General features: G+C 53.0%; 12 protein-coding genes and 2 pseudogenes. 12 read left to right on the forward strand and 2 right to left on the reverse strand.

Annotated elements, in window-relative coordinates; translation table 11 throughout:
• Window positions 1–12: 12 nt before the first annotated feature.
• The 8 genes and pseudogenes from lepB to NDK47_RS07640 all read left to right on the forward strand — a co-directional run bounded on the left by lepB (window position 13) and on the right by NDK47_RS07640 (window position 8,480).
• A complete protein-coding gene (lepB, locus tag NDK47_RS07605; RefSeq protein ID WP_251874250.1) occupies window positions 13–576 on the forward strand; it encodes a signal peptidase I in 564 nt (187 codons plus the stop codon).
• Between the two features lie 63 nt (window positions 577–639).
• Window positions 640–2,139, forward strand: a complete 1,500-nt coding sequence (locus tag NDK47_RS07610; protein ID WP_251874251.1) for a helix-turn-helix domain-containing protein — start codon at window positions 640–642, stop codon at window positions 2,137–2,139.
• Window positions 2,140–2,290: 151 nt separating this feature from the next.
• Window positions 2,291–3,955 (forward strand): urocanate hydratase, encoded by a 1,665-nt coding sequence (gene hutU / locus NDK47_RS07615; protein ID WP_251874252.1) that lies wholly within the window; start codon window positions 2,291–2,293, stop codon window positions 3,953–3,955.
• 14 nt (window positions 3,956–3,969) lie between these two features.
• A complete protein-coding gene (hutI, locus tag NDK47_RS07620) occupies window positions 3,970–5,265 on the forward strand; it encodes an imidazolonepropionase (RefSeq protein WP_251874253.1) in 1,296 nt (431 codons plus the stop codon).
• A gap of 141 nt (window positions 5,266–5,406) precedes the next feature.
• Window positions 5,407–6,753, forward strand: a complete 1,347-nt coding sequence (locus NDK47_RS07625; RefSeq protein WP_251874254.1) for a YjiH family protein — start codon at window positions 5,407–5,409, stop codon at window positions 6,751–6,753.
• Window positions 6,754–6,887: 134 nt separating this feature from the next.
• Window positions 6,888–6,956: pseudogene (locus tag NDK47_RS07630) on the forward strand (hypothetical protein); the annotation flags it as partial.
• A 45-nt stretch (window positions 6,957–7,001) separates the two neighbouring features.
• Window positions 7,002–7,283, forward strand: a pseudogene (locus NDK47_RS07635) (transposase); the annotation flags it as partial.
• 213 nt (window positions 7,284–7,496) lie between these two features.
• Window positions 7,497–8,480, forward strand: coding sequence for a glycerophosphodiester phosphodiesterase family protein (locus tag NDK47_RS07640; RefSeq protein ID WP_251874255.1), 984 nt, complete (start codon window positions 7,497–7,499; stop codon window positions 8,478–8,480).
• 55 nt (window positions 8,481–8,535) lie between these two features.
• On the opposite strand, the gene NDK47_RS07645 is transcribed toward NDK47_RS07640, so the two are convergent.
• Entirely contained in the window at window positions 8,536–9,774 is a 1,239-nt protein-coding gene (locus NDK47_RS07645; RefSeq protein WP_251874256.1) for a stalk domain-containing protein, read from the reverse strand.
• A gap of 203 nt (window positions 9,775–9,977) precedes the next feature.
• Window positions 9,978–10,931 (reverse strand): DMT family transporter, encoded by a 954-nt coding sequence (locus tag NDK47_RS07650; protein ID WP_251874257.1) that lies wholly within the window; start codon window positions 10,929–10,931, stop codon window positions 9,978–9,980.
• A gap of 161 nt (window positions 10,932–11,092) precedes the next feature.
• Between NDK47_RS07650 and NDK47_RS07655 the strand changes: the two genes are divergently transcribed.
• The 4 genes from NDK47_RS07655 (at window position 11,093) to NDK47_RS07670 (ending at window position 14,676) form a co-directional block, all read left to right on the forward strand.
• Complete coding sequence (locus tag NDK47_RS07655) at window positions 11,093–11,974, forward strand: LysR family transcriptional regulator (RefSeq protein WP_251874258.1); 882 nt, start codon at window positions 11,093–11,095, stop codon at window positions 11,972–11,974.
• A gap of 117 nt (window positions 11,975–12,091) precedes the next feature.
• Window positions 12,092–12,736 carry a pyridoxamine 5'-phosphate oxidase family protein gene (locus tag NDK47_RS07660; RefSeq protein WP_251874259.1) on the forward strand — a complete coding sequence of 215 codons (645 nt, stop codon included), beginning with the start codon at window positions 12,092–12,094 and terminating at the stop codon, window positions 12,734–12,736.
• 176 nt (window positions 12,737–12,912) lie between these two features.
• A complete protein-coding gene (locus tag NDK47_RS07665; protein ID WP_251874260.1) occupies window positions 12,913–13,740 on the forward strand; it encodes an aldo/keto reductase in 828 nt (275 codons plus the stop codon).
• Between the two features lie 192 nt (window positions 13,741–13,932).
• Window positions 13,933–14,676: an IclR family transcriptional regulator gene (locus tag NDK47_RS07670; RefSeq protein ID WP_251874261.1), complete on the forward strand. Its 744-nt coding sequence runs from the start codon at window positions 13,933–13,935 to the stop codon at window positions 14,674–14,676.
• Window positions 14,677–14,774: the final 98 nt, after the last annotated feature.

The following is a 14,774-nucleotide window of genomic DNA, read 5'->3' on the forward strand; positions in this document are numbered from 1 at the left end:
GCGGAGTGGCCGATGAAGCTGAAAGAACTTTGGGACTGGGTCCGTTCATTGGCATTTGCTCTGGGTCTTGCGCTTGTGCTGGGCATCTTTGTGTTCCAGCCCTTTAAAGTAGAGGGTCATTCGATGGACCCGACCTTGCAGGATCAGCAGCGAATCTATGTTTGGAAGCTCTCCCATACACTTTCCCTTCTGCCAGACTACGGTGATATTGTCGTAATTGACAGCCGAGTTGATCGCAAACGAAGCTTTCAGGATGATTTGGTCGGGCATCCTCTCGTCCAGCTTCTCCTGGGAACAGAAGACGAAAATTTTCGGTTTGTAAAACGTGTGGTTGGCAGACCAGGAGACCTCCTGGAGATAAAAGACCATCAGCTCTACCGGAATGGCACCAAGCTCGATGAACCCTACATCAAGGAAATGATGGATGAGCAACGAGACCGGAAGTGGCTCGTGCCGGCCAATCATATCTTCGTGATGGGCGATAACCGCAACAACAGCATGGACAGCCGTGATATTGGCTTTATCCCACTCGATCACGTCCTGGGCAGCAAAATAGAATGGAGCTCAAATCAGTAAAAGGGGTTGCCGTCATGGCAGCCCTTGCTTTTTCCATGTTCACTCACGCCAGGAGGGAATATCATGACCACACTCTTAATCGCTGACCGCGATGCCAATGAGCGTACAGGCATCAGCTGGCTTGTCTCTACATGCGCCATTCCCTACGACCAGGTGATCACGGCGGGAACCGTCGACGAGCTGCTTCGCGCCATCGAGGCAGAGCGGCCCGATGTGATTTGCCTAGAGCTGGACATGATCCCGAAAAAGTCATGGGAACGGGTGAAGCTGCTCGCTTCGCTGTATCGGCCAACCGTGATCGTCACCACAGCGGAGGCTACCTTTGAACGAGCCTTGCAGGGGATCGAGCTGCACGCGGCCGATCTGTGGCTGAAGCCGCAATCACCCGAGCATATCCGGCGTACCCTGACCCGCTGCTGTCAAAGCAGGCAGGTGATGGGAACAGATCGTGTGGAGCAGGCGGACCCCTACGGTTCAACCCTTACCTATCGCAGTCTTTTTTTACCGCAGGAAACGCCCGGAAAGGGATTCCAACTCATGCTGCTGCAATTGGAGGAGACGAACAAGCACAGCAAGCTGCTAGGCTTTTTGGAGACCTATCCGTTTCGGGACAAGCCTGTATTGCTGCCGCTCAGCGATACCATCGTCTGTCTGTTTGCCGTGGAAAAGGAAGCGGCCTGGACGTCTGTACTGGAAACGGGAAAACGGCTGCTGTCCGACTGGGAGGAGCAGCATACAGAATCTCTCTCGCTCGTTTTGTTTCATTCCGCCGACCAAGCGCTTAGCCTGCACCAGAAGTACAGATATGCGGTCGAGGCGCTGGATATCCGTTTCTTCAAAGGCTACCGGCAAATTTCCATTGTGGAAAATAAAGTGAACTGGGCCATATTCGACCCATTTTTAACGCCGGCAGAGCAAAGAGCGTGGATTGACATGCTCCATGACGGTGACCGTGAACAGCTCAAGCAGTGGATGTACCGGGAGTTCCTGCATAAAACGGAGCCATATCCCGAGCCTGGTCTGCTGAGAATCCGCTTGACCAGCATCCTCGCACAGGTGCGCAGATTCATGAAATCGCATGGTCTGGACGAGGGGGTGCTGGAGGAGAAGTATCACCGAGTTTTTGAAACGATTTTGTACACTCCCGTCCTCTATCGCATCGTCCAGGAGCTGCTTTTATTTATCTATGAACTGCTGGACTCGGCTACAGTCCACCGGGAGGAATCGCGCCGCGATCTGATCGAGCAAGCGATCCGCTATCTGGAGGAAAACTACGCGCGCGCCGACCTGCGGCTGGAAGAGGTGGCTCGTCATGTCGACCGCAGTCCGGCTTACTTCAGCTCGCTGTTGACCAAACGGCAGGGCGTTTCCTTTCGCCAGCTGCTCACCACCATCCGCTTGCGGGAAGCGGAACGGCTGCTGCTTGAAAGCAGATTGTCTGTACAGGAGATTGCAGAGCGGACAGGCTTTGTCAATGCCAATTACTTTAGCAAAATTTTTAAGGAAAAGAGTGGGACAACCCCACGTTCATTTCGAAATCAAAAGAAAAGAGAGAAATCGTAAATTTTTACCCTTTTTGTTGGAAGCGCTTACGTTTTCGTGGAATTGTGCGAAAAAACAGAAAGAAAATCGAAATTTGCACGCCTGTTTTGCCCCAATTTGCCTCTTCTATACTAGAGTTACAAAGACAATTTGGGAGAGGACAGGTGGCAGGATGACAAATACACAAAAAATTCAGGACCTGATCAAGCAATATTCCGGAACAGCGCTGCATACAAAAGGATGGGTGCAGGAGGCGGCGCTGCGGATGCTGCTCAACAACCTAAGCGAGGAAGTAGCGGAACGCCCGGAAGACCTGGTCGTCTACGGTGGCATCGGAAAGGCTGCGCGGAACTGGGAGTGTTTCGATGCCATTGTCAAAACATTGGCAACCCTGGAATCTGACGAAACCCTGCTCGTGCAATCCGGCAAACCGGTAGCCGTTTTCAAGACGCATACTGACGCGCCGCGCGTACTTTTGGCCAACTCCAATCTGGTGCCAAACTGGGCGACATGGGAGCATTTTCACGAGCTGGATCAAAAGGGCCTGATGATGTACGGGCAGATGACGGCGGGCAGCTGGATTTACATCGGCAGTCAGGGCATTGTGCAGGGGACTTACGAGACGTTTGCAGAGTGCGCACGCCAGCACTTCGGCGGTACACTGGCCGGCACCATCACCGTGACGGCAGGTCTTGGCGGCATGGGTGGCGCGCAGCCGCTGGCAGTGTCGCTCAATGGCGGTGTCAGCATCAACATCGAGATCGATCGCACGCGGATTCAGCGCCGTTTGGATACGCGCTATGTCGACGTGATGACAGAGAGTCTGGATGAAGCCCTGAAGCTGGCTGCCGAGGCGAAGGAAGCGAAAAAAGACCTATCCATCGGCCTGCTCGGCAATGCCGTGGATGTGCTGAATGAGATGCTGGAGCGCGGCTTCATCCCGGACGTGTTGACCGACCAGACCTCTTCCCACGACCCGCTGAACGGCTATATTCCTGTCGGGATGACACTGGAAGAGGCAGCAGCCCTCCGCAAGGCAGATCCGCAAGCCTATGTAGCCAAAGCGAAGGCGAGCATCGCGGAACATGTCCGCGCCATGCTGAAGCTGCAAGAGCGGGGAGCGGTCACCTTTGACTATGGAAACAACATCCGCCAGGTGGCAAAAAATGAAGGGGTAGAGGATGCTTTCCGCTTCCCGGGTTTTGTTCCCGCCTATATCCGTCCGCAGTTTTGCGAAGGCAAAGGGCCGTTCCGCTGGGCGGCGCTCTCCGGCGACCCGGAGGACATCTACAAGACAGATGAAGTGATTTTGCGGGAGTTTGCCTACAACACCCATCTGTGCAACTGGATTCGCATGGCGAGGGAAAGAGTGTCGTTCCAGGGACTTCCGGCGCGTATCTGCTGGTTGGGCTACGGCGAGCGGGCACGCTTCGGCAAAATCATCAACGACATGGTAGCCCGCGGTGAATTGAGCGCACCGATCGTGATTGGACGTGATCACCTCGACTCCGGCTCCGTGGCTTCCCCGAACCGGGAGACAGAAGCGATGAAGGACGGCAGCGACGCGGTTGCCGACTGGCCGATTCTCAACGCGTTGGTCAACGCGGTTGGCGGAGCAAGCTGGGTATCCGTTCACCACGGCGGCGGTGTCGGTATGGGTTATTCCCTCCACGCCGGCATGGTTATCGTCGCGGACGGGACGCCGGAAGCTGAGAAGCGTCTGGAGCGCGTCCTGACCACGGACCCGGGGATGGGGGTCGTGCGCCATGTGGACGCCGGTTATGAGCTGGCTGTGAAAACCGCCAAGGAAAAAGGCGTCAACATCCCGATGCTATAAGGAGGTAGTTCGCCATGACGAACAAACCCGTATGGATTCGCCGCGCCAGCCAGCTAGTAACGCTGGCCGGCGGTTCTTCGGCACCTGTCACCGGCAAGCGCATGAACGAGCTGGGACTCATCGAAAACGGTAGTCTCTGGTTGGAAAATGGACGAATTGAAAAGGTGGGCACAGACGAGGAACTGCAGGCCATCTACGGCGAGCGGGCTGCGGAAGCGGAGATGGTCGACGCTTCCGGCAAGCTGGTCACGCCTGGTCTGGTCGACCCGCATACGCATCTGGTCTATGCCGGAAGCCGTCCGAATGAATTCAACATGCGGCTGAACGGCGCCACCTACATGGAGATCATGAACAACGGGGGAGGCATTCACGCCACAACAACTGCCACCCGCGCGGCTGATCATGCGACGCTGTATGCGGAAAGCAAGAAGCGGCTGGATGCATTCCTGCTGCATGGGGTGACCACAGTCGAAGCAAAAAGCGGCTACGGTCTGACTCTCGAAGACGAGATCAAACAGCTGGAGGTCGCCCGGGAGCTGAACGAACAGCATCCGGTAGACATCGTCAGCACCTTTATGGGCGCACATGCCATCCCGCGCGAATACAAGCACGACCCGGATGCGTTTGTCGAGCTGGTGATTCGCGAGATGCTCCCGGAGGTGGCACGTCGCGGGCTGGCTGAGTTTAATGACGTCTTCTGTGAGCGGGGTGTCTTCACGCCGCAGCAGTCTCGCCGCATCCTGGAAGCAGGAGTCGAGTACGGACTGAAGGCCAAGATTCACGCCGACGAGATTGAGCCCTATGAAGGCGCCGAGCTGGCTGCCTCCATCGGAGCGGTTTCCGCCGACCATCTCCTGCGCGCATCCGATCAGGGCATTCAGATGATGGCTGAGGCAGGAGTGATCGGCGTTCTCCTGCCGGGTACCGCCTTTTTCCTGATGGCAGAGTCGGCCAACGGACGCAAGATGATTGACGCCGGTATGGCGGTGGCCATCTCCACCGACTGCAATCCCGGCTCATCACCAACGGTCTCCATGCCGCTGATCATGAATCTCGGCTGCCTGAAAATGGGCATGACCCCTGCAGAGGTGCTGACCGCCGCGACGATCAACGCGGCCCACGCGATTGGTCGCGGTGATCAAATCGGCAGTCTGGAGCCGGGGAAACAGGCAGATGTCACGATTTTCGACGTGCCCGACTATATGACCCTGCAATACCGCTATGGCGTCAACCATGTGCACACGGTCCTGAAAAAGAGTGTGACCCTGGTCCAGAATGGGCGGTTGACGGACTTTGTGGAGAGAGTGTAGTACCACACTCTCTCCGCGCCCCGCGGAAAGAACACAGACCGGACAAGCAGAATAGAGAAAGGTCCTCGACAAGGGATCTGGGATCAGGCAGTGGAGAAGTCAGAATAATCAGTCCTAAACAATCAACAGAGGAGGAGCCTTATGGAATACAATCCGCAAAAAGGGCTTGCGATCGAATCTCAGCCGCCGACAGTCCCGGCAACACCTGCCAATGTGTGGAAATTTATCATTTTCAGTTTGATCGGCATTTTCATGTTTTTTATTCCTATTACCGTCAATGATAAATCCTCCATCCCGCTTGATCACATCGTGACCTGGCTGCGCGCTGTTGTCCCCGGAGCCGTTCCGCTGTACGCTTTTATCGTGATTTTGCTGGGAGCCATCTATCCCTTTGCCACGAGGACCTGGAGAAAGAATCGGGTCAATCTCGTCTTTTCGCTGTTAAAAGTAGTTGGCGCCGTTGTAGCTGCTTTGATCTACTTTCAAATAGGACCGGCATGGCTGATGGACAAGGACATGGGGCCGTACCTGTTTGAGAAATTGGTGATCCCGGTCGGACTCGTCGTGCCGATTGGTTCGATCTTTCTGGCGATGCTGGTCGGCTATGGCCTGCTGGAGTTTATTGGCGTGCTGGTGCAGCCGGTCATGCGTCCCGTTTGGAAAACGCCGGGCCGCTCCGCCGTTGACGCAGTCGCCTCTTTTGTAGGCAGTTATTCGATTGGTCTGCTGATTACCAACCGCGTGTTCAAGGAAGGAAAGTATACAATCAAGGAAGCGGCAATCATCGCCACTGGTTTTTCCACCGTTTCCGCTACATTTATGATCGTCGTCGCCAAGACGCTCGATCTGATGGCCTATTGGAATCTCTATTTCTGGGTGACGCTGGTGGTGACGTTCTTGGTGACGGCCGTCACGGTCCGCATCTGGCCGCTGAGCAAGATGAGCGATGAGTATTATAACGGAAAGGGTGACCCGGAGAAGGTGATCACCGGCCGCCGCCTTCAGCACGCCTGGAGCGATGCGATGAACGCTGCCGATCATTCTCTGTCGCTGGGCCGGAACATCTGGGAAAACCTGCGTGACGGCTTTATCATGACGATGGGTATTTTGCCTTCGATCATGTCCGTGGGATTGATCGGTATGGTGCTGGCTCAGTTCACGCCGGTCTTCGATTGGCTCGCTGTCTTGTTTTATCCCTTTACCTGGCTGCTGCAGATACCGGAGCCGTTTTTGGCGGCGAAGGCTTCTGCGATTGAGATTGCCGAAATGTTCCTGCCCGCGTTGATCGTGACAGGCGCGCCGCTGGTGACCAAGTTTGTCATCGCAGTCGTATCCGTTTCGTCCATTTTGTTTTTCTCTGCAACGATCCCGTGCATTTTGTCCACAGAGATTCCGATCAGTATTCCCAAACTGATCGTGATCTGGTTTGAACGCACGGTGTTGACGCTTATTTTTGTAACACCGATTGCTTATCTGTTTTTGTCCTAGGATTGTTGTGAATATTAGAAAATTATTACAGACTGGCTGCCCTGATATGCTCCCCATTAAGTAGACAGGTGAAACCATAAAACCTTCTACTTAAGGGGAGTTTTTTCATGTCCAAAGTACAATATAGTGCGTCAATGAAACTTGCCATCCTGCAGGAAATTGAAAGCGGCCAAATTGGTGTTATGGCTGCAGCTAAAAAATACGGTATTACCAAAACAACCCTGGCGAAATGGCGACGTCGTTATGAGACGGAATTTAGATACGGCAATGGGCAGAAGGCTTATTTAAGCGCTATCCTTGACCTTCACGATAACACGATTGTCTCTTATGTTGGAAGATGCATCGATAATGGTCCAATGGAAGCGTTCTGGGGAATATTGAAATGAGAGAGGTATTATTTGCATACATACAGTACCTTTGAGGAGCTAGAAAAAGACATTACTGACTACATCCATTTTTACAATAACGAGCGATTACAGGCAAAATTAGACGGCCTTAGCCCCATGGAATTCAGGACTAAGGCCGCTTAACCAATTTTTATTATTGTACTGTCTACTTGACGGGGTGCAGTTCACCCCACGAAGAGGGAGCCAGTCTTATTTTTCCCTTTGGAATCCGATTCTTGCAACGATAGGATCGTGAAGGAAGGGAAAGCTCATTTCAGACATGGGGTCGCCAGAGAGAGTGAAGTGTGCTATCCTGCAAAAACCGAGGTGCGATTTTCTACACAACAGGAGGATACGATGAACAAGAAGAGGAAAATAGGACGCAAAAAGCTCTTCGGGCTGTTGTTTCTGCTCCTGATCAGCTTCGTCTATCTAAATAACACCTCCTTTTTTGCGAAAGGACAAGAGAAAGCGCCGTGGTTGCTCGCGCATCGGGGGCTGGCACAAACCTTTCATATGGAAGGCATTACCGGCGAGATGTGTACCGCAGAGCGAATATATGAACCAGAGCATCCGTTTCTGGAAAATACCATACCTTCGATGGACGCTGCCTTTCAAGCTGGAGCGGATGTGGTTGAGTTGGACATTCAGCCCACCAAAGACGGTACATTTGCTGTATTTCATGACTGGACACTGGACTGCAGAACCAACGGGAAGGGCGTCACGAGAGAGTATACGCTGGAAGAGCTGAAGCAGCTGGATATCGGGTACGGCTATACGGCGGATCAGGGGAAAAGCTATCCCTTTCGGGGGAAAGGGGTCGGGATGATGCCCTCGCTGGATGAGGTTCTAACCCACTTTCCGGACAAGGAATTTCTCATCCACGTAAAAAGCAATGATCCGCATGAAGGGGAGCAGTTGGCCGGGTTCCTGGCGAAATTGCCTTCGAGCAGATTGTCACAATTGACAGTGTACGGCGGAGATGAACCGATCCGCGCTCTTCAAGAGAGGATGCCGGAGCTGCGGGTGATGTCAAAAGCAACGTTAAAGAGCTGTCTGATCCCGTACATAGCAGTAGGCTGGACAGGTTATGTTCCGTCGGCGTGCAGCCACACCCAGCTGCAAATCCCTGAAAAAATTGGCCCTTGGCTTTGGGGATGGCCGCATCGCTTCCAGGAACGGATGGAGGCGGCAGATACCCGAGTAATTGTCGTAGGGGGAGACGGGAGCGATTTTTCCAGCGGCTTTGATTCTCCTGAGGATATCAAGCGATTGCCTGCCGGGTATTCGGGAGGAATCTGGACCAACCGGATTGACCGGATTGCACCGCTCTTTCGATAGATAAAGAACCCTTCCCAGGCTGGGGAAGGGTTCTGCTGTTTTTAGCAAGCGGCTTTTACCGTACACTCTGCTTGATCTGTTCCATCGCGGCCTGACTGATCAGACCGAGTCTCCACAAGGCGTAGCCTTTGAGATTGTAGCGCTTGGCGAGGCCGAGCTTCTGTTTGACGGAGTGTTCGTTCTCACTGCCCATCGAGATGCCGAGAATCAGCTTTTCTTTGGGGACGTGGGCCAGGGCCAAGCGGATTGCTTCGTCCACTCGGTTCATTGGCTCCGGACTTTTCTCATTTTCGTAAGCATAGGCCATCACCACGATATCGTCTGCCAGTTGGCCCAGCGTGGCGTAATCATAGCCTTGGAATGCTCCGTTCAGCGGGTGGAGGATCAAGGTAAGCTGCATGCCGCGCTGTCTGGTTTCGGCAGAGAGCAAGCGTACGAAATCATTGTATTTATTTTTGACTCCCGTCGTATCTCCGTTCATGCCCAGACCTTCGAAATCCAGGGCAATGCCGGACATTCCTTTTTCCTGTGCGAGGGCGATCATTTGGGCAATTGCCTTTTGTCGCAAGCTTTCGTTTTCGAGCAGCGCAGTCAACTCTCCGCTGCCATCCCCGGCAAACACCATCAGGTAGGGCGTGGAAGCTTTCATTTTGGCTTCATCAATAATCGCTTCCGGCGTCGTGTCCCCGGCTGGCTTCGGCCAGTAAAAATCCTTGCCCGTCGTAGTGAGGTTGCCGTCCTGGTCAATCCGGCTCCAGCCAAATGCCACGGAGTCAAAGGACGAGATCAGCTCCCTTTGAGAGAAAGACGAGATGGCATAAAAAGCGAGACCATACATATCCCGAACCGGTGAGGTAATGGAGACGGCCCGGGCGGCAGGATCCCAGCCGACCTGTGCGCCAAACTGTTCACTGAAGAAACGAAGCGGGATCAAGGTGCTTCCGTTGGTTTCATACGGGGCGACCGGCAGTGTGATCGTTTGTCCATTTACCGTTACCAGCGGATTGTTAAGCTGCATCCATACGGTTTTGTCCCCTTGAGCTGTTGCCTGAATCGCCGTAATCGAACGGGAATTCGGTTCCCATTGTACCTGGATGCCCATCGCTTCCGAAATCACGCGAAACGGAACCATGGTCGTTCCATTGATAATCGTCGGCGGAGTCGGGAAGGCGAGCGGGTATTCATCCAGAAGGATCGTTGTCTGAGGTGTTGCGGCTGACGCGGGCTGATGAATGCCGATCAGCGATACGCAGCAAAGTGCGAGAGAGAGTAGCAGCTTTCGAAAGTTTTTCACGATCAAACAAATCCTTTCGCTTCTGGCTCGTATTTACACGAATAGGTATATCAGTTCTCCTGCCGGGATGCAATGAAAAACTTCCAACAATATTTAATTTACATAATATCCCAATAAACGATCCCAACATGAAAGGTCCCTTCCAACTGGTTGGAGGGGACCTGCATGGTGCAAACAATGACCGTTCTCTCGATCAGTCACCATCAATGCGAAGCAGCTCTGTTTGACACAGGCAGCTTGATCCGGCGGCGCTGAAAAAGGTTGTTGCTGATCAGGGCCATAATGATGAAAAACGTGCCGCCTGCGTCGTAGACGGTGATCGAATGTCCTTGGGCAAGGGAGATGAGAAAAGTCGTAACCGGTACAAAATTGATAAACAGGATACCGTTGATCGGCGAGAGCAGCTTGATCCCGGCATTCCAGCAAAGCAGAGCAAGGATGCCGGCGAAGATGATCATAAAGCTGAGTTCCAACCCGACAGAGCTGATCGTCTCCAGCGTGGGGACCCGCAAAACCCCCAGGGCTGTCAGCAGCAGGACGATGGTCAGGGAGGTAGCTGTCCCCAGTACACAGCTCAAGGCTGAGTAGCGCAGAACCGACCAGGAACCAAACTGATTGCCGCCGATCGTATAGATGACCCAGCCGAGCACTCCCAGGAGGATCAGGAGTACAGGAAAAAGCCTGTCTCCGCCGAGAAGAAACGAGCGGAAATCACCCTTGGTGATCACCATAAAGCAGCCCACGAGAGCAAGCGCGATGCAGCCGATGGTAAAGGGCTGAGGCTTCTGTCCTCGATAAAGCCATAGGACGAGTACGGAAAGCATCGGCATGAGCGCTTCCATGACAGAGGCGAGAATTACCCCGGAGCTGCCGAGCTGATTTTGCCCCCAGAATACAAGCAGATTATATATCGTAAAGGCCATCGTACCGAAAAACCAGAGAGACACGCCCCGGCCTTCCAGCCGCAGTGCCGCTTTGCCTTCTTTGATCCAGAGGAGTGCGAGCAAGATCAAGGAGACGACGGTGTAACGGATGACGGAAAAATAAAACGGGTCAAGATGGACAAACGCGTTTTCTGCAACCGGAAACATAGCTCCCCAGGCTACGCTGGCAAACAGGCAGAGAAAGGCTCCTTTGATAAGATGTTGCTTGTTCATAACGATGCTGCCTACCTTTCGATTTCACAAATACTAACAAAATTCACGAAGATAATCATATTGCGGATTTGTCATCATGTAAAATGATTGAAAATGATGAAACATATCGTTTTCACTGATACAATGAGGGTATTAAGCGCAGGGAGAGAGGAAGAAATCAGATGGAGATCAGCGATTTGCGGATTTTTCAAGCAGTTGCCGAATGCGGGAGTGTGAGCAAAGCGGCAAAAACGCTAAGTTATGTGCAATCCAATGTAACGGCACGCATCCAGCAGCTGGAGCTGAAGCTGGATACAGAGCTGTTTTATCGCCATCGAAAAGGCATGACGTTAACTGCCGACGGGAAAAAGCTGCTTGCGTATTCACAAAAAATTCTCGCCATGATGGAAGAGGTGGAGTGCGCCTTTCAGAATGACGAAGATCCATCCGGTCCGCTGCTGGTCGGTTCGGTCGAGACTGTCAGTTGTCTGCCTTCGATTCTCTCTCTTTATCACAAGAAATACCCGCGGGTGGATCTCTCCCTGATGAGCGGTGTGACGGAGCATCTCATCCAGGATGTTTTGCAATATGAACTGGATGGGGCCTTCGTCAGCGGGCCTGTTCAACATCCGGAGATTGTGCAGGAGCTGCTGATTGAAGAAGAATTGGTTCTGATCGCCAAAGCGGAGGGCGGGCCTCAGACGCTGGAAGAATGCAGCAGCAGACCGCTGCTGGTGTTTCGCTCCGGATGCGGCTATCGGGCCAGACTGGTGCAATGGTTAAAGAGTCGGGGGGTGGAACCCACGAAGATAATGGAATTGGGTACGCTGGAGACGATCCTTGCCATGGTCGCATCCGGATTGGGCGTTACACTGGTCCCGAGAGCGACGATTTCCCGCCTGGAGCATGAGGGGAGCATCCGTTTATTTTCCATACCAGCCGACTACGCAACGGTATCTACGGTTTTTATCTATCGCAGGGATTCGCATACGACAGGAGCGATGAAAAGGTTCCTGGAGACCCTTCATCTGTTTCGGCAGGAACGGGGTGCCTCTACTGCTTGAGAGGGTTTGTCCTGGGAGCAAGCAGGTCGATGACTTCGGAAAAGGCGATGTAGTACCGGGTCATACTGTGCTACCATAAAAGAAAAGAGGGAAAATTATGTAAAGCGGGGAGATCAGATGACACAGGAGAGACAAGAGGTTTTTCGGGATATCGTTTCCAGCGAGGCCGAATTGCGCGAGTTTATGGGGGAATCCAGTGAAGTTGTCAAGAGGAAGGTCATTGGGCATCTGGACGAGCACTGTCTGAATTATATTGCCAAGACGCCTTTTTTGGTTGTAGCGACTGCTGACAAGAACGGCAATTGTGATGCCTCGCCAAGAGGTGATGCGCCGGGTTTTGTCCATGTGATCGATGAGCATCATCTGGTTATTCCCGAGCGTCCTGGCAACCGTCGCATGGACTCCATGCGCAATATCCTGGAAAACCCGCAGGTGGGGCTGATCTTCATTATTCCGGGACTGGAGGAAACCCTGCGGATCAACGGACGAGCCTACGTGATTCGCGATGCGGACTACCTCGAAAAAATGCAGGTAAACGGCAAGGTACCGGTGATCGGCATCGGCGTCCGGGTAGAGGAGTGCTACGTTCATTGTGCGAAGGCCTTTAAACGCTCCAGTCTGTGGATGCCGGACAAATGGCTGGCGAAAGAAGAACTGCCTTCGATGGCCAGAGTGCTAGCCGACCATGCGAAGCTTCCCGGCACAACGGAGAAAGAGATGGCCAGCTTTTTGGAAGAGTCCTACACGAAGCGTCTCTATTAATCCCTTTCCTACATCGGACCATGTTCGTTACCCGAGTAAAGTCTACGATTTTACTGGCTTTCCCCGGGCTTTTCAATTGGGAAGCCGTTTGCAAGGGGCGTTCCCTTTTTTTGGGGGAGCAGTTGTGCTACACTAACCATCGTGATACATAAACCATCTGAACGGGAGGAAATCGAATGGCAACTCATCTGGCAGATACCACCGTTTTAAACAATGGAGTCAAAATGCCCTGGCTGGGGCTGGGGGTATGGAAGGTAAAAGAGGGAGATGAGGTACAGCGTGCCATCTTGTCGGCGCTCGAGACGGGATACCGTGCCATCGACACTGCTGCCGTCTATGGAAATGAAGCAGGTGTAGGGGATGCGATTCGAGACAGTGGGATTGCCCGCGACCAGCTGTTCATCACGACAAAGGTATGGAATTCCGATCAAGGCTACGAGACGACACTCAAGGCGTTTGACGAAAGCATGAAAAAGCTTCGACTGGATTACCTCGACCTGTATCTCGTACACTGGCCAGTGAAGGGCAAGTATGTAGACACGTGGAAGGCGCTGGAAAAGCTGTATCGTGACGGCTATGTTCGCTCAATTGGGGTCAGTAATTTCAAGGTCCACCATCTGCAGGACTTGAAACAGCACAGCGAGATCGTGCCCGCTGTCGATCAGGTGGAATACCATCCTCTGTTGACACAAAATGAATTATTGGCTTACTGCAAAGAAAACGGGATTCAGATGGAAGCGTGGAGCCCGCTGATGCAAGGCAATCTCGATCAGCCGGTGCTGGCGGAAATCGGGCAGAAGTACGGAAAGTCTGCTGCGCAAGTCGTCCTCCGCTGGGACCTGCAAAACGGCGTTGTCACGATCCCTAAGTCCGTCACTCCGGAGCGCATTCGCCAAAATGCCGACGTGTTTGATTTTACACTGACCAGTGAAGAGATGGAGCGAATCAGCGCATTGAACCAGGATAAGCGGTTTGGCCCGGACCCGGATCACATTGATTTCTAGAAACGAAGAAAAAACGATAGAGAGCACGGAAAACGTGCAGAAAGCCCCGACTGGCGAAAATCAGGCGGGGCTTTCTATCTGACTAATCCCTACTTTACTCTTACCTGTCTTTTTTCGTATACTTAAAAATAGAACCTAATTTCGTCTAGTGAAACTCTGGTGAACTGACTTTACAGTGAGCAGGTGGAGTAAATGGAAGAACAAAAAGCAAACGTCCGAGCCGTTGAGCGAGCGTTGGATATTTTGCTCTGCTTTACCGATTCGACAGATTTGAGCTTAAGTGAAATTGCCGGGCGTCTGTCCCTTCATAAGAGTACAGTGCATCGTTTGCTTGCCACGCTGGAAAACAAGGGATTTTTGATTCGGAACACACAAACGGAAAAATATCGGCTGGGCTTTCGCTTGTGGGAGCTCTCTGCCAACATGAGTCACTCTGACGATCCGGCCACGATTTGGCTTCCCGAGATGGAGCGTCTGCAGGATGTCGTCGGAGAAACGATCAGCCTGTATGTGCGTGACGGACTGGAGCGTATCCGCATCCAGGCGATCCAGAGCAATCAAGCGATTCGCCGGGTGGCCCCGATCGGAGCACGGATGCCGCTGTCTGTAGGGGCATCCAGCAAGGTGCTGGTTGCGTATGCGGAACCGGATGTCAAAAATGAGGTGCTCAGTGACCCGCTCTGGCCTGTTTCCATCGATCAGGCAGCGTACATCGAACAGCTTGAGCAGATCCGGATGCTGGGCTATGCAACCAGTGTCGAAGAGAGGGAGCTGGGAGCGGCGGCGGCGGCGGCCCCGATATTTAACCGCAATGGCAAATTGGTGGCTGCGCTGGCTGTTTCAGGACCGTCCAACCGGCTGACGCTGGAGAGAATGATAGAGATATCCGAACCGATTAAAGAAGCAGCCTATCGGATGGGCAAAATGCTGAAGTAAATTCAGCAAGAAATCAAAGCAAAGCTGCACTGGCAGTTTTGCTTTTTTCTATTTCATCCAATTCCACTCTACATTCACTTTTTCCCGGATAACGGGGG

Origin of the sequence: Brevibacillus ruminantium (genome assembly GCF_023746555.1) — a bacterium.
Taxonomy (GTDB): domain Bacteria; phylum Bacillota; class Bacilli; order Brevibacillales; family Brevibacillaceae; genus Brevibacillus; species Brevibacillus ruminantium.